The sequence below is a fragment of the Bacteroides sp. MSSM.1001136sp1_RTP21357st2_D2_RTP21359_211015 genome, from assembly GCF_040913205.1.
In the GTDB taxonomy this organism is placed as follows: domain Bacteria; phylum Bacteroidota; class Bacteroidia; order Bacteroidales; family Bacteroidaceae; genus Bacteroides; species Bacteroides ovatus.
This window is the reverse complement of sequence record NZ_JBDFVF010000057.1, coordinates 1-23556: the sequence shown is the minus strand read 5'-3', so window position 1 is coordinate 23556 and position 23556 is coordinate 1. Positions and strand designations below refer to the sequence as shown.

Sequence of the window (23556 nt, the reverse complement as noted above, 5' to 3'; positions counted from 1 at the left end):
AAGGAGTGTACTTCTTTTTTAATTCTTCCATGTGAATTTCGAATTTGAGAAGTGTCAACTTATTCAGTACACTACAGTCTGACTTTTATCTCCTTAACTCCACTTCAAAGCTAGCACCATCTTTACAACTGAACTGCAAAACTGTTTGCTTCTTATCAGAAGAAATCACCTTGCAAAACGGAGTTTCTTCTACATTCCATTGCCCTTTTATCGTTACAGTCACAGGTATTTCACTACTGGCATTTTCAATCCATGGTCGTGAATAGATACTACGTTCGATGCGTTTCCCATCTTTATCAAACGCTTCATCGCTTGGACCGCGATACAAAGCCAAATCCGGTTGTGCCACCGTCAACTTAATCTTATCAGCAGATCCTTTATGAATCATAACCAGACAGGAAGTATCCACACGTTGTAATAAACTACCCGGCAATGTCGTTTCAGGAGTTTCAAACAACACATAAGAAATGATCTGTTCGGAAACGGACTCTACAATATGTGCATTCCGGTCTTGCTGTAATACCTTATAAGTGGGCTTCTTTGCAAATTTCTTCATCAGAGTTTCATTCGTCTGAGGCAGAACAGCGTATTCATAACTTCCGTTTTTCGGTGCCTTTCCATGATCTACAACCAAAGAAACCCAATCACCCTTTGTTTCCTTTCCTGTATTTTGCATTCGCGAGTATTGAGGAAAGTTCTTCTCAAACCGGATGGGAGTTGGAACATAATAACCCGTTCCCAAATGGTCCACCCATACTTTCTTATCTCCTTGATAATTTTTCCAATAATCATGCCCTGCTTTATCAGTAACTGCCAATTGGAAGATAGTCGTTTCTGTCGGGAACTCCGTATTTGTATTTTCAATATCCGAACCAAGACAGACAATCATTCCATCGATGAAATGGTAAGATTTACGTACCCGATGTGATCCGTTGTACTTATCATGCTCATGTAACTTCATTCCGAAATTACCATTCATCTTCTGTTGAGACAAACCACCGGCAAAAGCCTCGTCGGAGTAAAGCATCTCTTCCATTCCAGAGTAACTATCCACATTGAGCACCTTAGCCTGCAATTGCTCCAATGGCAAATGAATAGATGTCACTCCCGGAATACGGTTCCAGTCAAAACCTTCCTGCTGCCAGCCGCTAGTGGCGGGAGTTACTGTCTGTCCCGGTGCAGCAGTCAATATTTGCAAACTGCCGTGTGCCAGGTAACGACCGTATAGATTTGCTCCCAGATAATGCTCTGCCGCCCATAGATAACGGGAATGTCCGCGTGCCACAGCCGACCAGTTACTACGACGTTGGACAGAGACGCAACCATATCCCATCGCTATATTTCCCTGCGGGTCCGGCTCCGAACGGAAACCTTTCTCTATAAGAAGTTTTGCCACCTTACGTTCTTCAGTATTTGAAACCTTAGGTATATATTCAGGAGAGTCATTTTCAATACTTGGGTCTGAAATCAGACGGAGGTAAGAAGAAGCCATTTCACTATCATATTCCTCCTTTCCATCGGGAGAACCGGCTAAAGCCATCATAGCAAAATGCATAGGAACCAGTTTACCTTTTCCATCTGGATGACGACCGGACATGGAAAGAGGGAAGTTCAGCTTATTGCAATAGAAACGCATGGTCAACAGTACATTTTTCACTGTTTCATGAGCTAACTCGGAAACAGCAAATTCCGTCCGGCTGAAAAGATAGATCATATTGGTTGCTCCATCGAGTCCGCCCACAGCATAAGCCGGATAGTTATTTCGATGATGGAAAGCACCTCCGTCTACTTTAAACGAACCGGACAATCCCAATGCAGGACGGCAACCAAAATCAATCCAACGGGAGAAAGACCGGAGATATTGTAGTTTTTCCGGTGTATCTTCCATCATTAAAATGCTGGCAATGCGTCCTGTGGTCTGTGTATTGAAAGAGTCCATATCAATTCCATTAACTTCCGGTTTAGGGTATACTTCGTTAGTAATCGCATACCAACGTAACGTACGTTCGGCTTCCTGAAGTTTCCCGGTTTCCCTAAGCACATCTTTCATCAGAAAATATGCCAGGTACAGACCGCGAACACTATAGCCATAATGATGAATATTTCCCCAACAACTACCATAAGCTACCCCCTGATCGGTTATGTGATCGTACATTGCTAAGAACTTCTTCTTCATTTCTTCCCGAATCACCGGATTTGCCGCATTATTATATGCAACGGCAATTCTTTTCATCAGGTCGAAATAAGCACGCATTTCCACTCCCATTTTAGTCAGCATATCTTTATCCCAGTTCGGTATGATCCGTTCATAAGCTTCTGAAGCACGTACCATGTAGATAGGTACTCCCGATACTTGGCCGTTCTTGTAAGTTATCTGATAGAAATCATATTTCTTGCGGATGGTTTCTACTTCTTTATCTGTCGTTTTCCCTTTCGTGTAGATCATATCACGAAAACGCTTTTCCAACAGTTGCATTTCTGCTCTTTGCTTATCGTCTACAGGAGTCAATTCAATATCCGGTTTCAAAAGCGAGTGTTGATAGACAACCAGCCAATGGTTGGTGGTCCCGGCATTGACAAAAGGAACTTGCAGATCGGCCGTCTGTTGACGTGCATCAACCTTAGTAGCCGTAATCAAATGATCGATGAAAAGGCTTCCTTTTGAATTTGGAGCAATAATCCGGAGTTCATTCATGCCTTCTTCCGGTGTGCCTTGCATATCACGTTCATAGCAAACCCATGCGGCACGCCAACCACTGAAATTAATACCAAAAGGGAAAGATGTGCATCGTTTGCCGTCTTTCAGAAACTGAAACTCAATGGTCGCATCTTGGGGAACTTCATTATAAACCCACACAATAAAAGCCGAAAGATATAAATCCTTGCCGGTCGGATCTTTCTTCTCAAACTTCAGGTCTTTCTTGAGTTCCAATATTCCACCCGGTTCAAATGTCCATTCCAGCGAATGTTTTCCATCTTTATAATGCAGATCAGATACCGACAGGCGGGAATGAGTAGCGGTGATACAATCCGGTATTTGCGGTTCTTCAAAAGAAAACATCCGTTCATCTGTTACAACTTGCGCATGAAGGAATGCTGAACACAAAAGAGAAAACAGAGTTGTCACTCCAAATTTAGTAAAAGGTTGTTTCATCATGGAAATATAGTCTTATTAGGTTTTCAGTATATAAGTCAAAGTATAGTCGCTTTAAAATCTGTAAAGAGTACGTGATTCTGCAAAAGACGTAAACCGAAGTGTCCGTCACCTTCACTACCCGCAAGGGTATAGCGGAACAACTCTTCATCATTCACAGAATAAGTTGTGATTCCCTTTTCCACTCGAATCCGAACCTCATACCATTGATTGGGGACGAGTAAATGAGAGGCATCGGTATATTCTTTCAATAAAGGTTTCACCTTGTCATCTGCCACTCCATAATATTCTCCTTTGTATCGACGGAAACGGGTCGTTGAGTTATCATTTCCTCCGTATCCAACGTAGAAAAGGTTTAATGTGTTATAGTTTTTAAAGATGCCGTCACGCCACTGACTACGGGCAAAAAGATCATCAGGGTATTTAGGATCATTGGCAGCCCAGAAGCAGTTCAGATCACTCAAGCGGTCATACTTTCCACCTTGCATCACCATACAAATACGATAACTTATTTCATAATCGCCCGTCAATCGTTGCCGATACCACATAGTCAGTCCGTCCGGAACTATCAATTCTAATGTATCTGCACGTTCTATTATTTGCAAAGCATGGGATGCATCTTCTATTTTCCATTGCTGCACAAAAGAAGCTTTGTGCTGTGCCAAAAGCACCACACTATTTAAGAGAAAAAAAGTAATCAAACTGTAGCCTATAAAAAATCGCTTCGTCATTACGGTATTAGTTTAAAGATTATTCTTCCGAATACAAAGAAACCCCTCTTTTCGAAAAAAGAGGGGTTCAAATTGTACAAAATAACTCAAATAACGTATTGACTGATAATTTGCATTACCAATATCTTATAGTTTTTTCATCAACAAAGTTCTCATACCATTTCTGGTTTGAAGCACCCTTACTATCTACCCATTTAGTAAAATCAGGATATGCTTCTCTAAATGGTACACGTTCATAAGCATGACGTGTGCCAACCGGAAGTTTAACTCCCCAAGTGGAACCTTTGGTATTTGAATAATAAACATTTGCATCCAGTGTAGTGTCACCCGCAACCAATGCTTCATATTCTGCTTTGTAAGCAGAAGTCGGTGCATAACCCCTCATGTGTATTTCTTTACCACCGTTCACCTTAATAAAGAAATTCTGTCTATTAGTATCTAAAATCAACTCTCTAAATGCTGCAAGCTGAGCATCTCTTTCAGCTCCAGTTAATCCTTCTTTACCAATCAGTCTAACTTCAGCACGCAACATAGGTAGTCCTTCTCTTACTTTTCCTTGTGTTACCTGAAACATATCCTGATTATTATCCATCAAAGAAGTTAAACCATCCAGTGTAATAACAGTTCCTTCCGCTTGTGCTTTATCCACTGTCAATATTGCGAAACGCGGTTCTTTGCGAGTATCATTACTCCAATTCCAATTTTTATTTTCAACTTTCACTATATTTTTTGTAGAAAGTTCCTCTTTAGCTAAGTCTGTCATTGTTCCCTGACCACCTTTTAGTACAAGGCTTGCAGTAATCCGATCAACATACTCGCTTTTCAAACCATCCAGTACAACACCTAACACAGTCGGGTATATACCACCTACAGCACGAACATCCAAAGTCAACAACAATTCTTCTTTACCTCCTACAGTCTCCATCATCTGTTGACTATGACATTCAGTCACCTTCAAGTCATACTCGAATACAACATCGTTGAAATCTTCATCATACCATGAATCCAGTTGAATAGGCCAACCATCTTCGAACATCACCACACCTGTGTTATGATAGAAAAGATAGCCTTGGTCCGTTTCATTTGTCGGCTGCACTGCATCTTCAGGAAGCGCAAGAGTTACCAATGCCAGACGGTTTGTTTCAAAATTGAAACCAGTACTCTGATCTACACCACGACTAACAGGAGACAAAGCAAATTCTTTTGTAGCTTCTGTTCCCGAAACTGTATTGTATTTCATATACACTTTCTCGCAAGCAGCAGGAACATTCAACGTAAGAGTACGGGAATCTTTCACTAATACATCTCCCACAAGCAGACTCGCTTCAGAACCACTTTTATCGGAATATACATTCACAAGTGTAGAAGCATTTACCGGGTCAACAGTTCCCGAACCATCGTTACCTTTTTCCAACTCATTATCAGAGCAGGAAGTAGTAACCAACATTGTCCCCATAAGGACATACATCAAACTTTTAATTTTCATCTTAATTTAATTTTTAAATTTATTGTTTGTTTTTGTTTCGCATGAGAACCTGGCTTATCACACTTATTTCCAGGCTCCATTTGTTAACTTATCAAAAATATATTTAACTCCTAATAGCTTTTTGCTTGCCTTTATTTGTAATTTCAATCCTTTCCATCGAGAATAATCACAAGAGCTAAAATAGGGCTCAAAAGGCCTGTTCATGAACACTGGATAATATATACAAGTTATTTCGTATATTTGCATTAGACAGAACATTCAATACAACAAATATAGAGCTTTTATTCCGAATATACAAGTTCTATATATAAATATATCAAGGGAAATGGATCAAGTACTGTATGGTATAGATTACATAGAATATTATTTCTATTGGATATATTACAAGTTTATTGGCTATCCTTTAATCATAAGAATATGCTCAATTGCTGTAATGTTTTGTATTATTGCGTACTTATTTCTCCTATTCCATATTATATATGGTATATTTAAAAGGCGAAAAGAGAAGCGGAAATACAATAAAGCATTTGATAAGTATTATGAAGAAATGAAATCTATCTCACTAGATTCCAACACATTGAGTGAAGAAGAGATAGCTGACAGATTAGAATATGATACGAAAAAGCGCCCGAAACCTAACGAGTTACGCATTATCACTCAACTATTAACAGAAATCAAGAGTGTGCATGAAGATGAGATCAATGAACTAAACTATCAAACGATTCAAACCGTATTCCAAATCACACGTTTCCTTGAACGCGAACTTCAATTCGGTTCCAAAAGATCAAAGATACAAGCTCTGAAACTTATTCAGTCCATCAATGGGTATGCTTCTGAAGCGGTATTGGTGCGTTTCCTCTATCATCGTGAACTAGAACTAAGAAACTCGGCACGCTACACTTATATGTGGTTAAGCCAGGGTGACCCGTTCCGCTTCTTCGACGAAGACATCGGCATGAAGTTAAGGCAATGGGACATGATGGAGTTACACGCTATCTTGGAGCACCGTAAGAAAGTGGGATATAACACACCCACCTTTATTAAATGGGTGAATACTTCAGCTGAAGAAAACGTTAAGATATTCTTTATCAACGAAATCCGGCTATATAATGAAACCGAAAGTGCCCCAATTCTCGCGAAGCAACTCAATGCCCGTTCTGTGGAAATACGAGGTGAAGCGATCAAGACTTTAGGTAAACTAAAATACAAAGAGGTTGAACCTAAGCTGATTGAAATGTATAATGTACAACCGGAAGAAGTCAAACGACAAATCATTTCGGCTATTGCGGATCTAAAGACCGATAAGGCTTTAGGATTTCTTTACAATGCTTATGATGAAGCAGATAACTGGGGAACCAAGAGAGTCATACTCAAAGCCCTCTATGAGTATAGTGCAATGGGAAGGAAAACATTCGATCAATTGGAAAGAAAAGCAGATTCCCACACAGCTATATTGTTTGCCCACACCAAGCATCCGTTAATCAACCAGTTAAACTAGAGAACATGAGAGATATAATATTTACATTCTTCAATTATTTCGTATTCTTTTATACGAGCATGCTGGCGATATTCTTCGTCACATTCGCCTTCCTCTCTTTCATTTCTCTAAAACGGAGAAAGGATTACTATGTGGAAAGCTATATGCGGAAAACAATCAAGGAATCCCCCTATACACCGGGCATTTCGGTAATTGCTCCTGCCTTCAATGAAGAAAAGACAATCATTGATAATGTGAACTCCATGCTTGCATTGGAATATCCGCTTTTCGAGGTGGTTATTGTAAATGATGGAAGTACGGACAGTACATTGGAAAATATGACCGAATATTATGAACTGGTAGAAGTGCCCTATGCTTATATCGAGCGAATCAAAACCAGACCGTTCCGAAGACTCCTCAAATCCTCCAACCCGAAATACAGCCGACTCATCGTTGTAGACAAAGAAAATGGAGGAACCAAAGCGGATGCATCCAATGCGGGTATCAACGTTGCTTCTCATCCTTATTTTATCTGCACGGATGTGGATTGCATTTTGGAAAAGTATGCTCTTTATCGTTGTATCTCGCCCATTATATCTTCAGAAAAACAAGTAATTGCAGTCAGCGGAACGATGTTGATGGCTAACGGATGCGTCGTGAAAGACGGACAAATCATAGACGTTAGAACTCCCCGTACACCGATTCCACTTTTCCAGAATCTGGAATATATGCGCTCTTATCTGATTGGTAAGATGGGATGGTCCGCTATCAATGGTATGCCGAATGTTTCCGGTGGATTCGGTCTTTTCGATCGTTCGGTAGCGATTGCAGCCGGAGGATACGATGCTCCCTCTTTTGCCGAAGACATGGACCTCATTACCCGCATGGTAGGATATATGTGCGACTTCTCCCGTCCTTATAAGATCGTACAGATTCCTGATACTTGTTGTTGGACGGAAGGACCTCCCAACCTGGCAATGCTTTACCGGCAACGTACCCGTTGGGCACGGGGATTGTTCCAGACACTTAATATCCATCGTAAGATGATTTTCAAAAAGACGTATAAACAGATGGGACTGTTAACTCTGCCTTATATGTTCGTTTTTGAGTTTCTAGCGCCGATCATCGAGCTCGTCGGTTTGATAGTATTTATCTATCTGGCCTTTACAGGAGCAGTCAACTGGAACACGGCATGGATGATTTACCTGACGATCTATACGTTCTGCCAGTTCCTTTCCATCGTTGTTATTACCTACGACTACTATGTCGGGATGCTATATAAAAGAGGATATGAATACCTGTGGATTATCATTGCGTCCATATTGGAGCCCATCTTCTATCATCCCATCATCACTTTCTGTTCATTGAGAGGATACCTCAGTTATCTGACCAATAGAGACTTCAAGTGGAAGAACATGGAACGTAAGGGATTCAAGCAGAAAGAAGAAAGTGCAGACGGTACTGATATAACGGCAATGAAGCCCGAACCTGCTACGATTTAAACAAGAAAGAAAGATTAAAGACAAGATAGAATGAACAGAGAATTTCTCCATAAGATCACCATATTAGGTTGTCTGTTTTTACTGATAACCTCTTCCTCCGGGACCGACAACGGATTCCAGACACCGGAGCAATATGCCCAGATTGTACAGGAGCATTTTGCGAACGAGGAATGGGAAGCAGGGAAAGAGCTGTTGGAGGAGGGCCTTCAGAAATACCCGAATGTTTCTGACCTTGAATGGCTCATGGGAAAATACTGGTTCCACGAAAAGAACTATGACCAGTCGCGTTATCATCTTGTCAAAGCGATAGATGACAATTACAACAACGTCAATGCCAAACATCTGCTGGTAGACGTAGAAGATATCACCGAGAATTATTCCAGTGCTATTTGTTACGTTAATGAGTTGCTGGAAGTGAATCCGTATTGGAGAGGTTTATGGCGAAGAAAGATTGAACTGTACCGCAAGCAGAACAACGATGTGGAAGCAGATCGTCTGTTGAAACGAATCAATCAGATTTACCCGAACGATACGATTCTAAGGAAGGATTATATCTACAGCATGGAGGTAGGCTACCAGCAAATGAAAAAAGGTGGTAACCGAAAAGAGGCTATCGAAAAGCTGACGGAGCTTATCAAAGTATCTCCTCAAAACGAAGAATATTATCTGGACATCATTAACCTGCATTTACAGGAAGGAAACCGGGAAGCTGCTCTAGGCTGGTCATCCAACGGTTTGGCTGCCATACCGGGAAGCGGTGCGCTTATCGTCAAAAGGGCGAGTATCCTTAGTGAATTGGCACGTTATCCGGAAGCTCTGGTGTTTATACGCGAGCAAATGCGAAGAAACAACAGCCCTGCCATACGGCGTATGTATAACGATCTGTTAATGGAGGCTGCCCGAGCAGAGAAGCAGCGGGATCCTTATGTATTATATGGCATGGCCTACGAAGGAGGTAATAAGAACAAGGAAGCATTAGACTACCTGCTGAACACTTCCGTCACCCGGGGATATACCGATGACGCACTCTTCTATATCAGAGAAGCTAAAAAACAATATGGCAACAATGATAAAGGAATTCTTTATAAAGAATATATGCTTTATCGCCAGATGAATGAGGATGATCTTGCCTATTCAACGCTGAAAAAGATGTATGAGATGTATCCTGATGATTATGATATTACGCTTGCCATGAGCGCACAACACATGAAGAAAGCTGAAAAACTGATGGAACTTGGTCTGTACGCAGAAGCATTGCCGCACGTATTGTTCGTTTCTCAAAAACATGTAGACGACAATGAAGTGAACGGTGCCGCATGGGAAAAAGCCTTGAGTTGCTATATCAATATGAAACGTTACAATGAAGCACTTGCAACATTGGACACCATCACTCTTCACTTCCCTGATTACGAAAACGGCACGTTGAAAAGGGCATTTATTCTCGATAAAATGGATAAAACCGAAGAGGCTTTGCAACTGTATCTATCTGCCATCGAGCAGAGTGATGAGGATATGCGCATTTTCTATGTTATCGGATACGAGGAACTAGCAGTGCCGTACATCAAGAAATGTATGGAAGCCGGAGCTACGAAGAAAGCATACGAGGAATCTGTTAAGCTAATTAGCCTGAATCCATCGAGCGATCTCGGATTACGGTATGCCATCAATTCGTCCGGTTTACTCGGAAAATACGATGAATTCGAGAAATATACAGCACAAGGAATCAATTATTATCCTGAAGAACCATTCTATCAGGCTAAAAGAGCTACCGTGCTTGAACGTGACAAGAGATACGAAGCTTCTTTGGAATTTCTGAAGCCGATACTCAACAAATACCCGAGCAACAAAGAGATTATAGGCGCATTCTCACAGAGCAGTGAATACCGTGCCCTGCAACTGACAAAAGCCAAAGAACCGGAAAAGGCTCTCGCTGTTCTTGATACAGCTTTGCTTTATGACAGTCAGAACAAATCATTGAAGTACACCAAGGGAGTGGTATATGAAGCCAACCGTCAAGCGGATTCAGCCTATTATTACCAAAAGTACTACGAGCCATCCATCATGGAATATCGCTCTTTCCAACGACATTTATCGGGCCTTAGAAGCATGATGCTCAAGAATGAGATTGCTTTGACCTATCTCCGTGCACGCTACGGAGAAGAAGATATCATTACCTCTGTTGCAACAGCCGAATATACCCGAAAAGGCCAGAAGAACAGCTACACAGGACGCCTCAACTATGCAGGGCGAAGTGGCTCGGCAAGCGACAGCATGGAGGCTGAAGAACAGACACCAGGAGGGGTTGGCATTCAGGTACAAGGTGAGTGGACGCATCACTTCTCACCGAAGTGGAGCCTCACGGCCAATGCAGCCTTTGCGACCAAATACTTCCCGGACATAACGGCTGATGTCGCTTTACGGCATTATCTCAAGAATGATTGGGAAATAGGCGCACATGTGGGTTATAGACGGGTAGCCGCCTACACAAAGCGTTATGAATGGAACGATGAATTCTTTGCAGGCGGCACCGGAGACAATGGCTATCTGTTTACGGGTTGGAATGAGTCAAAGACTAACCTACTCACTGTAGGCGGAGAATTAGCCAAGACCATTGAAGTGGTTCGTCTCAACACGAAGATCGATATGCACTTCTTCAACTCTAACTTCTATTACAATGCGCAGATTGGCGCCAAATACTTCCCGGCGAGCGATACAAAGACAAATATCAACGCCATGGCAAGCATCGGATCGGCACCGGAAACGGCCGTACTGGACTATGCGCTGCCCGGCTCTTTCTCTCACACCAATACCATGGTGGGATTGGGAGGTCAGTATATGGTCAGTCCCAACATTACCATAGGCTTGATGGGCACTTGGAACACCTATTATAACCAAACCAATACGGTGCGAGGGACAAGTCCGTCCAACCAGATAGAATCCATATCGACACGCTATAAAAACTTATATAACATCTATGCACAAGTTTATATTTCATTCTGATACGCTTGGCCCTGTATTGGCAGGAATGATATGTATTTGCTGCCTTTTATCCGGCTGCCGTATGCAGGCACGCACGGAGATGTTCCCATCTAAAGAAGGGTATCTCGTCACCATTGGTGAGGATCCGACCGACAGAGACACCCGGTGGGCGAAATACCTGTACGAGCATCTCAAGAAGCGTGCAAACGACGATGAAATAGTAGCTTTTGGCGTTTCCGAAATGGACATGTGGCGCATCATCATACAGATAGACCCAACATTGCAGAGAGGATTCAAAGTAGCCTGCAAAGGCTCTGATATCAGACTGACCGCAAGTGACGACAAACAAATGTTATGGCTGCAATACCAACTGATAAAGAAGATCAGCAAAGAAGACCCGCGTATAGACGGTTCGGATCTTCCTCCCGCCCTTATCAATCTCAACGATACTTGCGGAGCTTTTGCATTTGACTATCAAAGTATTTATTCTCCATACGGCCTGAACGCCGATCATACAGGCGTTATCGGCCTGGACAACTTTGACGACAGCTGGGGAATATGGGGACACAACCAGCGAAAAGTCTTGGGAAAAGATGCAGAGAAAGTATATGCCACCATTCACGGGAAGACAGATGACTCACAATTGTGTTTTTCTTCCGAGGATATGTATCGCCAGATAGAAAGTTACATCGTAGATAACTTCGGTGAAAAGGGGAATTTCCGTTTTGTAATCGCACCGGATGATACTCCGTACGCCTGTACGTGTGCCACCTGCACCGCATTGGGAAATACAGAGAAGAACGCAACTCCCGCCGTTACGGAACTGATCCTCCGCCTGTCGCAGCGTTTTCCCAAACACACGTTCTTTACGACTTCCTACCTGACTACGCAACAAGTCACAGACAAGCAGCTCCCGCCTAACGTCGGGGTAATTGTCAGCGCTATCGACTACCCGCTCCGCCGGACAGACGGCAAGGACGAGCAAGACAAGAAATTTGCGGAACAACTCGACAACTGGAAGAAAGTAACGAACAACATCTATATATGGGACTATATCAACAACTTCGACGACTACCTCACTCCTTTCCCCATATTAAAGATAGCCCAGCAAAGACTCCAACTTTTCAAACAACACGGAGCCAGCGGCATATTTTTCAACGGAAGCGGTTACAGCTATTCTTCCTTCGATGAAATGAGGACTTTTGTATTATCAGCCCTTCTTATCAACCCGGAGCTTCCGGTTGATGAGTTAATTAAAAGCTATTTCAATCAGGAATACCCGGTATCCAAAAAATGGCTGTACGATTACTACACAGAGCTAGAAAACAACGCCCAATCCGGAAAGCGGCTCGGACTTTACGCCGGTATCAGAGAATCGGAAAAAGGATTCCTCTATCCGGAGAAGTTTATCAAATTCTATGATGAAATGGGAGATTTTGTATCCGAAGCAAAAGGGAAAGAGCGCAAAAAGCTGCACGAGCTCCAGACCGCCTTGTCTTTCACGCGCATGGAATTAGCACGTGACCACAGTTTCGACGCTTACGGATATGCCAAGCGGAATGGAAAGGATATTCAACCGCTTCCCCAAGCTCGTAAATGGGTCACCCAGCTCAAAGAGCATCAAGCATTTGCCGGAATGGGATATTATAATGAGTCAGCTTATGAGATTGACTATTATATAAAGGAATGGGAACAATATATACTTGCTTCCGACATAAAGAAAAGTTTGTTTCTGGGAATGCATCCTTCCGCAACCCCTAAACTAAATAAAAATGATTCAAAGAAACTGACCGATGGCACTCACGGTTTACCCGGAGACTATCATTGCGGTTGGGTTATCATTCCGGGAGAAGAATGTACCATCAACCTGCCGGTTAAAGGACTCAATGCATCAGGAACATTCTATATCAGTTTTTTGAATCTTCCCCGCCATCGCATCTATGCTCCACAGCAAGTTCAACTGTTGAAAGACGGAGTAGCCTATAAAACAATAGACTTAAAACCGGAAGACTCCCCAGAAAAAGGAGAAATGATGAAAGCCACCGTTCCGGCAGACTTGAACGGAACAGAACAATTAAGCATAAAAATCAGTTGTTTAAAGAAGCCGGGAACGCAAATGGGTATCGATGAAATTGCATTCATCCCTTAAATGCTGAAAAAGTGATATAACAAAAATAAATGGCAACAATGAATAAATCTATATTCTATATTTTACTACTGACGGCACTTCCGCTCTACTTTACAGGGTGCAGAAAGGAAGTACGTCCCACCAGCATGACGATAAAAGATTCCGTCAGGCACTATTACCCTATCAAGCAAGGTCAGCAACTCGATATCATGTTTACCATCACCAACACGGGAGACGCTCCGTTAATCATTTCAGAAATGCAACCTTCCTGTGGCTGTATCATTCTGGATAAAAGTTCGCATATCATCATTCCCGAAGACGGTATCAGGCAATTCAAAGCAACCTACAACAGCATCAAGAATGTAGGCGAAGTGGTTCACCGCATCCGGATTTTCGGCAATATGCTCCCAAATGGAAAAGCAGAACTAAAATTTGATGTTAACGTAGTCCCCGACGCAGATTATACACGTGATTATGAAGAACTCTATCAGGATTTCAACACTAAAAACGGCATTGTCAGGGAGATGGTGGACGGAAAAGAATCCGAACTAGGATATTATGTAGGAGAACCCTAATAATAAGTATTAAGTATTAAGTATTAAATGACTGGCTAATACTTAATACTTGATATTGATACTTATCTCTACGGATGTATTTCTTTGAATGTGGTATTTTCTTCTTTCACATTCTGAATAGTCTGTTTTAACTCCCCAATCGGCAAGTCATATCCATACCAGCCTGTATAGCAATCCACCACATACCATTTCCCGTCAGCCTGCAATTCGAACTCAACACGCAAATCCACTTCGGACTCTTCATAGCCCGCTTCAAAGATTTTGTGTTTCGGTTCATTCAGCGTAAACTTGGAAACATAAATACCTCCCTCTTCCTGGGTGATACGCTCTTCCTTCATAGTTTCACTATCCAGCAACGGCCACTTTTCCCGAGTGAAAGGGAATGTTTTCTCGGTTTCTCCGTCATCTGCCAACAAAGTGATCGGAGTCTTTAATGGGAACTTGATACGAGTATACTGGAAGGCTGCACTGGAAGTAAATTTATCCAAAAAGGATTTGAAATCTTCACCGTCTTGTGTAGTCAGTTCACTATCGGCTTTTGCCTTGGAACTATTACCGCAGGAGATAAACGAAACACCTGCGAGCAGCATCATAGCCAGCAAGCAGCATACAAACTTTTTAGCTCTCATAATACTATATAAATTAAGAGTTTAATTAACGGCGCAAAGATAATGACAAGTTTGGCATCTTGGTTATTTTAAGAACTAAATCTTTGTATGTTTCAAATATTCATAGCCGAAGCGGCAGTACAGACATTTCCGCTTATCGCAATACTCTTTTTGTAACTGTATCAGTGCCTGACTATCCGCCGCACTGACTACCGGAAGTCCGGCATCGCTCCACGAACGAATGATGTGATTACTCTCCGCCTTCAATTCTTCCAGAAAGCGTGCGGCACGTTCACACATTCGTTCATCTGCCTTGTGCAAACCATAGGTATAAAGAAAAGGAACCACCGTATTAATGACAATCAAATCCTTGGAACGCTCTCCCATCGTCTTTTCCTTTTGAGAAGATAGTCGTCCGAATAGATAATGATTCTCCCAATAGGGAGACGTACGGGTATCCAGTAAAGCTCTCACGTCCGCCAGAGTTTCCGCTTCCAACAAACGTGAAAACAGCTTGTCTCCTTTCTGATAAAGATAAGCCAACTGCGCCAGGCGAATATGCGGAAAGTTTTCCGGACGAAGCCGGAGAAAACGCCATAAAGTAGCATCCATCCCCTGCCCGATTTCAAATTTATGCTGTAAATAACGAAACTCTTTACAAAGACGAAGACTATATTCGTCTTCCTGTTCTTTTTTCAGAAATGTTTCTTCCAACAACCCAGCCAAACCATAGAAAAAAGCTTCTATCTGAAACAAATCATTCCGGTGCTTACCCAACGCACGAAATGGCAACAATCCCGCCCACGTTTCAAAAGTATCTCCATTCAAGCCGAAACCGAAATTACGGGCAAGGGTGATAAAGAAAGCATCTTCCCAATTATTGTTGCAAAGTTCGAGACGCTGCATGATTAACTGTGCTTTCTGCTCCAAACGCTCTGTTTGCAAAGCGGTCAGCCAGGAATGGATGGTAAGTTTGGGAAGAGAAGCAAGGATGGGATAGCAAGCCGGATAATGATCGGCTACGCAAAGTTCATGATAATGGGATTGCACATTTTCCGGACAAGTCAGCAATAGTTGTGGTATCTGTTCACCGTTGGTACGGGTTATTTCCGTATCCGCCTCGCTCACCACATGGAGAATCACAGAATCATAGGCTTTGTCGCAATCATGCCCGTGGCGAAACCAATCGGAAGAATGTGTATGTATTTCTATATTCCCTACCCATAAGGCACCATCAATCTTTAGTTTCGCGTTAAAAAAGTCGGGACCGGCATTCGGGTTTTGCAGACCGGAGTCAATCACTTCTACCGGTAAGCCGTTGGTGGTTTGCAGTACTTTCAGGGGAAATAATTTATGTTTCCACACGTAGTGGAGAAGATGTTCCATGTTAACAAGACGTTAATGTGCGCTGCAAATGTAATAAAAATCTTATCTTTGCGACTATTATTTTGAATATAAGTCAGAAAACAATGAAAATAGCACTGATCGGTTACGGAAAGATGGGCAAAGAGATAGAAAAGGTTGCCCGTAGTCGCGGACATGAAATCGTCTGCATCATTGACATCAATAATCAGGATGACTTCGAATCGGAAGCATTCAAATCGGCCGATGTGGCCATTGAGTTTACCAATCCGATGGTAGCTTACAGCAATTATATGAAAGCGTTCAAAGCCGGTGTAAAACTGGTATCGGGCAGTACCGGATGGATGGCCGAGCATGGCGAAGAAATCAAAAAGCTCTGCACTGAAGGAGGCAAAACACTGTTCTGGTCGTCCAACTTCAGTCTGGGAGTCAGCATTTTCTCTGCTGTCAACAAGTATCTGGCTAAAATCATGAATCAGTTCCCTGCTTATGATGTCACCATGAGCGAGACACATCATATCCACAAACTGGATGCTCCCAGCGGAACAGCCATTACATTGGCGGAAGGTATTCTGGAAAAGCTGGACCGTAAGGACAAATGGGTGAAAGGCACTTTCCTTGCACCGGACGGAACCATTAGCGGAACCAACGATTGCGCCCCTAATGAACTTCCTATCGCCTCTATCCGCGAAGGAGAAGTGTTCGGCCTTCATACCATTCGCTATGAATCTGATGTAGACAGCATAACTATCACGCATGATGCCAAAAGTCGTGGTGGATTTGTATTGGGAGCCGTACTGGCAGCCGAATATACTGCCACACACGAAGGTTTTTTGGGCATGAGTGATTTATTCCCATTCTTGAACGACTAAGATTTCAGAAGCTAGTTCTAAACAAATATAACATTATGAGACAAGCCACACGCGCACAATGGATCAAATGTGCCATTGCTATTCTACTTTACCTCGTCTTCCTCCTCTGGGTACGGAGTTGGTGGGGATTGATTGTTGTTCCTTTCATTTTCGATATTTATATCACAAAGAAAATACCTTGGTCTTTTTGGAAGAAGTCGAAGAATCCGGCTGTCCGCAGTGTGATGAGTTGGGTGGATGCCATCGTATTTGCGTTGGTTGCCGTCTACTTCGTCAATATCTACATCTTCCAGAATTACCAGATTCCTTCCTCTTCGCTGGAAAAATCATTGCTGGTAGGCGATTTCCTGTATGTAAGCAAGATGAGCTACGGTCCCCGCGTACCGAACACTCCCCTTTCTATGCCGTTGGCACAACATACGCTGCCTGTCTTCAATACTAAATCGTATATCGAGTGGCCACAATGGAAATACAAACGGGTACCGGGCTTCGGCAAAGTGAAGCTGAATGACATTGTGGTTTTCAACTTCCCGGCAGGAGATACGGTGGCAGTGAACTACCAACAGACAACGGACTTCTATACGCTGGCTTATGGTGAAGGACAACGCATCTACTCCAAACAGATTGAAATGGATAGCCTGACACGTTCACAGCAACGTGCAATCTATGACCTCTACTATGACGCCGGACGTAAACAGATTCTAAACAATCCGCGTACTTACGGTGAAGTACTGTGGCGTCCGGTAGACCGTCGCGAGAATTATGTGAAACGTTGTGTCGGCTTGCCCGGTGATACATTGCAAATTGTAGACGGACAGGTGATGATTGACGGTAAGGCGATTGAGAACCCCGAAAACCTGCAATTCAACTACTTCGTACAGACTACCGGCCCGTACATTCCGGAAGATATGCTCCGCGAATTAGGCATCAGCAAGGATGACACCATGCTGATAGAAGACTCTGGCTGGGAAGGCGGATTATTGGATATGGGACTGGACAACCGGAATGCGCAAGGCAAACTGAATCCGGTATATCATCTTCCATTGACTAAAAAGATGTATGACACTCTCCTTGGCAATAAAAAGCTAATCAGCAAAATAGTAATGGAACCGGAAGAATACGCCGGACAGATGTATCCGCTGAACCTTTATACCAAATGGAACCGCAACAATTACGGTCCGATCTGGATTCCTGCCAAAGGAGCTACCATTACCCTCACAGAAGACAACCTGCCTATCTATGAGCGTTGCATCGTAGCCTACGAAGGCAACAAGCTGGAAGTGAAACCGGACGGTATCTACATCAACGGTGAAAAGACCAATGAATATACCTTCAAAATGGATTATTACTGGATGATGGGTGACAACCGTCACAACTCTGCCGACTCCCGTTATTGGGGTTTTGTACCCGAAGATCACGTAGTGGGCAAGCCGATTGTCGTATGGCTGTCGCTTGACAAAGACCGTGGATGGTTTGACGGTAAGATTCGCTGGAACCGCCTCTTCAAGTGGGTAGACTGATAAGTGTACGGATAGAATAGAGTGATAAGGTGATAAATATTGATGAACATTCGTAAATTCAAATGGATACTAGCATTTGCCGGAGCAGTAGTCGTAGTGCTTCTGCTCCGGGGATTTGCTTTTACGTCCTGCCTTATCCCTTCCACCGGTATGGAAAACTCCATTTTCCAGGGTGAACGTATCTTAGTGAACAAATGGAGTTACGGATTGCGAGTTCCTTTCATGTCGCTCTTTTCTTATCATCGTTGGTGCGAAAGTCCTGTACGGCAACAAGATATTGTAGTGTTCAATAATCCGGCTGGAATCCGGGAACCTATCATCGACCGCCGGGAAATCTATATCAGCCGTTGCCTCGGAGTTCCGGGAGATACATTATTGGTCGATTCTCTTTTCTCCGTTATTTCTCCAGAGGCACAATTCAATCCGGATAAGAAAAGGCTTTATTCGTACCCCGCGTCAAAAGAAAATCTGATAACCTCACTGATGCATACTCTTTCCATCACCAACGACGGATTGATGGGAAGCAATGACAGTACTCATGTGCGTAGTTTCAGCCGTTACGAATATTATTTGTTGGAACAGGCAATGAATGGGAAAGAGAGTTTTGTCCAACCTTTGTCAAACAGGGAAGATGCCGAACCGAATCCGCTGATTGTTCCCGGAAAAGGGAAATTTATCCGGGTCTATCCCTGGAACATAACCTTACTGCGGAATACCCTCGTGATGCACGAAGGCAAACAGGCAGAAATAAAGAACGACACTCTCTACGTAGACGGCAAACCTACACAACACTGTTATTTCACTAAAGATTACTATTGGATGGGGTCTAACAATACCGTCAACTTTTCCGACTCACGGCTCTTCGGGTTTGTCCCGCAAGACCATATCATCGGGAAAGCCTCCATCATTTGGTTCTCCAAAGAAAAAGAGACAGGCTTGTTTGACGGATACCGATGGAACCGTTTCTTCAGAACGGTGAAATAATCTTCCGGAACATAAAAGAAATAACTCCTTAACAATATCCTTAATTAATATCCTTATTATAGAGCCGCCTAAACGTATTAAAATGAAAGAAATGAAAATAGCTTATTTATCTTCAGCTTATCTCGCTCCCGTCGAATATTACACTAAACTTCTGGCTTATGACAAAGTGCTTGTAGAACAACACGACCATTATATCAAACAAACCTATCGTAACCGGTGCACCATTGCCGGCCCGTCCGGCGAATTAGCCCTTTCTATCCCAACCGTAAAACCCGACACATTGAAGTGTCCGATGAAGGATATCCGCATTTCCGACCACGGCAACTGGAGACATCTGCACTGGAACGCCATCGAATCAGCCTACAACAGTACTCCTTTCTTTGAATATTACAAGGACGACTTCCGTCCCTTCTACGAAAAGAAATACGAGTTTTTAATCGATTTCAACGAAGAACTATGCCGGATGGTCTGTGAATTGATAGATATTCACCCCACTATGGAGCGTACTAGCGAATATAAGATGGAGTTTGCTCCCGGAGAATTCGATTTTCGGGAAGTCATTCATCCCAAAAAGGATTTCCGAGAAGTGGATACAGAGTTTATTCCGCAACCTTACTATCAGGTTTTCGAGCCCAAACTGGGTTTTCTTCCTAATTTGAGTATCATAGACCTGTTGTTCAATATGGGACCGGAAAGTCTGTTGGTACTAGGCAAGTAATGACTCCACTCTTCTATATGTATGTAGCCAACAAAGGTGCACCATGTCGTCACATTATTTATACTCGTACAGTTTGACGTGTAAAATACTGAATTCTCCGACAGGAATACGTACATGCCTTCCCTGATGGTCCTGATCGCCATTCAGGCGCCGGATATATTTCAGTGAACCATCTTCGTTCACATTAACTTCATCTACAGAACCGATACCGGCTCTCATACCACCTTGCCAGCTATTTTCCGTTTTTGATGCCTTTCCGCCCACACTGGCAAAACCATCCTCGCCCAATGCCGGTGAACTTTTCATTTTATTTTCCCCCTGTTTCTTAAATTCAAGTACCAAGCCACTGCCGGCAACGATATACTCATCTGGAGCCAGACGTAGCAAAACACCTCCCCCTTCAGGCCATACAGTGCCATCCCGGGCACGTGGGTCCCATGGCAGAGTGAAGTAATGACGGCAGGTAATCTCCAAATCATCGTATGAAAGTATTCGTTCTTTATTCTCTTCATCAAACAAAAGACCGTTCATCACTCCTTTACCCTGATATTTTGTCAATAAAGGCATCAGTTCTTTCAATTTAATATAGCTCTGTACCAAAGGTGCATCTGCTCTATCCGAACCGCTTTCAATAGAGAAAGGACAAAAGCCAATCGCATCATGCTCACCAAACACATAGAAAGCACGTACTCCATCATTGTCTTCCAACCGAATTTCAGGTATAAAGAGAGGATTATTGTGCAGTTTATACTTTGCCACCCAATCAACGAAACCTTTATCATATAAATCCGGAGCCAGAAAATCAATGTTGGGTGCTGCATAATGCCATACATCTATCAAATGAGCCAATGGTCCTGCCGACGGATATTCTCCCGGTTTCCGCCCCCTACTGTTCATTGCTGCATTGACATACAACGGAATATTATAGATAGAACGTGCTAACTTTGCCATTCGTTCTACATACTGCGCATACGACCAGGCCATAAAAATTTCATCCGTATACACGTCTGCACCAAACACTTCCTGCCACGTACCTTTCTTCTTGAATCCCTGGCTCTCCCATTTTGCCAACATTTCGGGATGCAGAGATCTCTTGTTCTTTTGCAAATAGTCGATGAAAAGAGACGGAACTGGTGCATAAAACAGTTTATCCGCTTCTTTGGAATAATCGCGGGCATCTTCCAACATTCCGATTTCGTTTTCTATCTGAATCATGATAACCGTTCCCTCTTCCTTATCCACAGAAGCAATGTGTTTCATCCATTGGGAAAAAGCACGGCTATCCGCCTGAAACACATTCTCCGAAAAGGAACTGGCTATTTCGAGGGGCTTCCCTGCTTTCGTATAGGCACGCGGGTATTTCTTATAATCTTCCTTAAACCAGATCGGAGCATAGCAACTCATTGAGTTTTTCCACGCACCGAACCAAAGGAAAACCACCTTCAAATCATTCGCGCGAGCCTGTTGAATCACTTTATCCGTCAGAGTAAAATCAAATTTACCTTCCTGTGGTTCTGTTAAATCCCAATATGCAGGAACCAGTACCGTATTCAGCCCCATACGTTGCAATTTCGGGAATATACGTTCAATATCTTCAATAGAGGAAGCTGAAGAATTTCCCAATTCACCGCCAATCACCAAGAATGGCTTTCCATCTACCATAAGTTGTGTGGTACTTCCCTGTTTCTGCAAATACGGAAGTTTCTGATGTGCCTGAAGAGGCAAAATAAAAAGGAATAGAATCCCAAAAAGTGTGTTTCTCATAACAATCAGCTTTATCATATTATCTGAAAGCAAAGTTACAACAATATAAAAAAGGAGCACAACGTCTTGTGTTCCTTTTCTATCGGGCAGGTTACAGATGCTTTATGTTACGTTACATTTGCCTTTATCTATACATTATCTCCGATTCTTATACCCTCTATTTGCGTTTCCTAAGTAATTTTTAGAGAAAACTGTTTATATCGCTACTTCTTCACAGTTCTTCTCTTCATTAGATTCTGCCGCATCCAGCCGATTCAACAAATAGCGTACATTTTGAAGATGTATATCATTATTCCGATCCATTTTCTTAAACTGCCAACTGTTTTTAGTGGTATTCAGTATGCAATTCATTAACGTTCCCACGGCATCGGCACTTTGGAAACGATTGGTATTGGAGATTAGCGTATTCATCATGTGCGCCCCGAATCCTCTAATCACCTCTTTCACACTTATCGACTTATAATTACGGATGGCTTCAAAGGCTGCCACATTACTACAAAGCGTACTAGCTAAATCCTCCAGTCTCTTTCGATCTGTTCGTTCCACTAGATAGCTTTCAGGATTCATAAAACGATTGAGAGTCAGATAAAAAGACATCATTTCATCATCGGATGAAAAGATAACGTGCATGAGTTGCGTCGCGTCCCCCGGACGAGCCTGCTGGTTGCTTAAAACTTCTTCCATAAGAATTTTAATTAAATGGTGAATAAATTAAGTTCAATGGGGCGATACAGAAGGGTAGTTTTAAGAAATAAAAGAAGCGGTTCCGCCTGTCCCATTGCTCTTCACCATCCACAACAGGCAGTAGGTGCATTAACATCCTACATGGGGGTACGAAACCGCCATATAGAATGATAGGACAAGCATAAAAAAGCCTGCCACATTGATACAGCAGGTTCCCCTGCTGTGGATTTTGATAAAGAGCATTGCAAAGATAGAATATAAAATCAGAAAAGAGAAAAGAAAATCAATATAAATTGAAGTTTACAACGATCAGCAAAAGACAAAATCTTCTAAAGCTACTTGTAACTATAAGATTCATTTAGGAGGTTCACCGGTTTCACCTTTAGTTGAATGAGTATAAATCAGATGTTTATGGTGAAAGAGATACATAAAATAATAAAGAATCATCCTTCACCTCCTTCACAAAATAAAAGTAAGCGTCTTTTAGTTTTGCACTCGAAAGAGAGACTTCTTATAAGCTTTAAGATTGTTAACGGAGAACTAGTAAGCCCCCAAGTTTAGATAGCTTTTTATCGATATAGCTCCTTAGCAGATATTAACAAGATTGTTTCTCTTTCTTTCAAATAACCAGACTAAAAGATGCTTATATCGTATAGATTAAGGGTCTATACACCCTATTTGTTGGGCATATAGATCCAATGTATTGGTCATATAGATCTAACACGTTGGATATATATATCTTGCACCTTGGGTATATATAGCCAACAACTCAAGTATTAATAGCCTAAATACAAAGTATTAATAGTAGATAGCTCAAATGTTAATACTTGATGGAGCGTTTGCTATGAGCTTATTAATTTTAGCTTATAACATATTCGTTTTTGCTTATAGCATATTTACTTTAGCTTATGGCATATAAAAAGAACGGTGAAGAGTGTGAGTAAGCGTCTCCGCGATTCTATCTTGTCGCCCTTTTTTCATTCTTATATTTTTGCTATGTATAAAAATGAAG

General features: G+C 42.4%; 16 protein-coding genes. 9 read left to right on the top strand and 7 right to left on the bottom strand.

The features are described from left to right. Nucleotides 1-85: 85 nt before the first annotated feature. The 3 genes from AB5217_RS24030 to AB5217_RS24020 form a co-directional block, all read right to left on the bottom strand. A complete protein-coding gene (locus AB5217_RS24030; protein WP_115485241.1) occupies nt 86-3157 on the bottom strand; it encodes a chondroitinase family polysaccharide lyase in 3072 nt (1023 codons plus the stop codon). A 35-nt stretch (nt 3158-3192) separates the two neighbouring features. After that, nucleotides 3193-3885 carry a DUF6250 domain-containing protein gene (locus tag AB5217_RS24025; protein ID WP_118418738.1) on the bottom strand — a complete coding sequence of 231 codons (693 nt, stop codon included), beginning with the start codon at nt 3883-3885 and terminating at the stop codon, nt 3193-3195. 115 nt (nt 3886-4000) lie between these two features. Beyond that, on the bottom strand, nt 4001-5371 hold the full coding sequence (locus AB5217_RS24020; RefSeq protein ID WP_175353933.1) for an LruC domain-containing protein: 1371 nt from the start codon (nt 5369-5371) through the stop codon (nt 4001-4003). A gap of 325 nt (nt 5372-5696) precedes the next feature. Here AB5217_RS24020 and AB5217_RS24015 point away from each other — a divergent pair, with 325 nt between their 5' ends. The 5 genes from AB5217_RS24015 to AB5217_RS23995 are packed head-to-tail and all read left to right on the top strand — an operon-like array spanning nt 5697 to nt 14032. Next, the gene (locus tag AB5217_RS24015; protein ID WP_004298140.1) at nt 5697-6869 is read left to right on the top strand and encodes a HEAT repeat domain-containing protein; all 1173 of its coding nucleotides are present in this window, start codon (nt 5697-5699) and stop codon (nt 6867-6869) included. A 5-nt stretch (nt 6870-6874) separates the two neighbouring features. After that, nucleotides 6875-8350, top strand: a complete 1476-nt coding sequence (locus AB5217_RS24010; protein ID WP_008998227.1) for a glycosyltransferase family 2 protein — start codon at nt 6875-6877, stop codon at nt 8348-8350. A gap of 30 nt (nt 8351-8380) precedes the next feature. After that, on the top strand, nt 8381-11350 hold the full coding sequence (locus AB5217_RS24005; protein WP_004298137.1) for a hypothetical protein: 2970 nt from the start codon (nt 8381-8383) through the stop codon (nt 11348-11350). Then, nucleotides 11325-13478 (top strand): DUF4838 domain-containing protein, encoded by a 2154-nt coding sequence (locus tag AB5217_RS24000; protein WP_175353934.1) that lies wholly within the window; start codon nt 11325-11327, stop codon nt 13476-13478. The genes AB5217_RS24005 and AB5217_RS24000 overlap by 26 nt, the downstream gene beginning before the upstream one ends. A 38-nt stretch (nt 13479-13516) precedes the next feature. After that, nucleotides 13517-14032 carry a DUF1573 domain-containing protein gene (locus tag AB5217_RS23995; RefSeq protein ID WP_004322513.1) on the top strand — a complete coding sequence of 172 codons (516 nt, stop codon included), beginning with the start codon at nt 13517-13519 and terminating at the stop codon, nt 14030-14032. 68 nt (nt 14033-14100) lie between these two features. Here AB5217_RS23995 and AB5217_RS23990 read toward each other — a convergent pair whose 3' ends face one another. Both AB5217_RS23990 and AB5217_RS23985 read right to left on the bottom strand, forming a co-directional pair. Beyond that, nucleotides 14101-14661: a hypothetical protein gene (locus AB5217_RS23990; protein ID WP_032846156.1), complete on the bottom strand. Its 561-nt coding sequence runs from the start codon at nt 14659-14661 to the stop codon at nt 14101-14103. Nucleotides 14662-14736: 75 nt separating this feature from the next. Next, on the bottom strand, nt 14737-16026 hold the full coding sequence (locus AB5217_RS23985) for a DUF2851 family protein (protein ID WP_032846154.1): 1290 nt from the start codon (nt 16024-16026) through the stop codon (nt 14737-14739). Nucleotides 16027-16109: 83 nt separating this feature from the next. On the opposite strand from AB5217_RS23985, the gene dapB reads away from it, so the two are divergent. The 4 genes from dapB (at nt 16110) to AB5217_RS23965 (ending at nt 20096) form a co-directional block, all read left to right on the top strand. Further along, entirely contained in the window at nt 16110-16874 is a 765-nt protein-coding gene (gene dapB / locus AB5217_RS23980; protein ID WP_368112870.1) for a 4-hydroxy-tetrahydrodipicolinate reductase, read from the top strand. Nucleotides 16875-16909: 35 nt separating this feature from the next. Then, nucleotides 16910-18394, top strand: a complete 1485-nt coding sequence (gene lepB / locus AB5217_RS23975) for a signal peptidase I (protein WP_004307501.1) — start codon at nt 16910-16912, stop codon at nt 18392-18394. Nucleotides 18395-18436: 42 nt separating this feature from the next. Then, a complete protein-coding gene (gene lepB, locus AB5217_RS23970) occupies nt 18437-19378 on the top strand; it encodes a signal peptidase I (RefSeq protein WP_004313835.1) in 942 nt (313 codons plus the stop codon). Between the two features lie 82 nt (nt 19379-19460). Then, entirely contained in the window at nt 19461-20096 is a 636-nt protein-coding gene (locus AB5217_RS23965; protein WP_032846152.1) for a WbqC family protein, read from the top strand. A 54-nt stretch (nt 20097-20150) separates the two neighbouring features. Here the strand turns inward: AB5217_RS23965 and AB5217_RS23960 are convergent, their stop codons facing one another. Together AB5217_RS23960 and AB5217_RS23955 are read right to left on the bottom strand one after the other, a co-directional pair. Continuing rightward, nucleotides 20151-21860: a DUF5597 domain-containing protein gene (locus AB5217_RS23960; RefSeq protein ID WP_004324264.1), complete on the bottom strand. Its 1710-nt coding sequence runs from the start codon at nt 21858-21860 to the stop codon at nt 20151-20153. Nucleotides 21861-22055: 195 nt separating this feature from the next. Beyond that, nucleotides 22056-22544, bottom strand: a complete 489-nt coding sequence (locus tag AB5217_RS23955) for a hypothetical protein (protein WP_004313832.1) — start codon at nt 22542-22544, stop codon at nt 22056-22058. Nucleotides 22545-23556: the final 1012 nt, after the last annotated feature.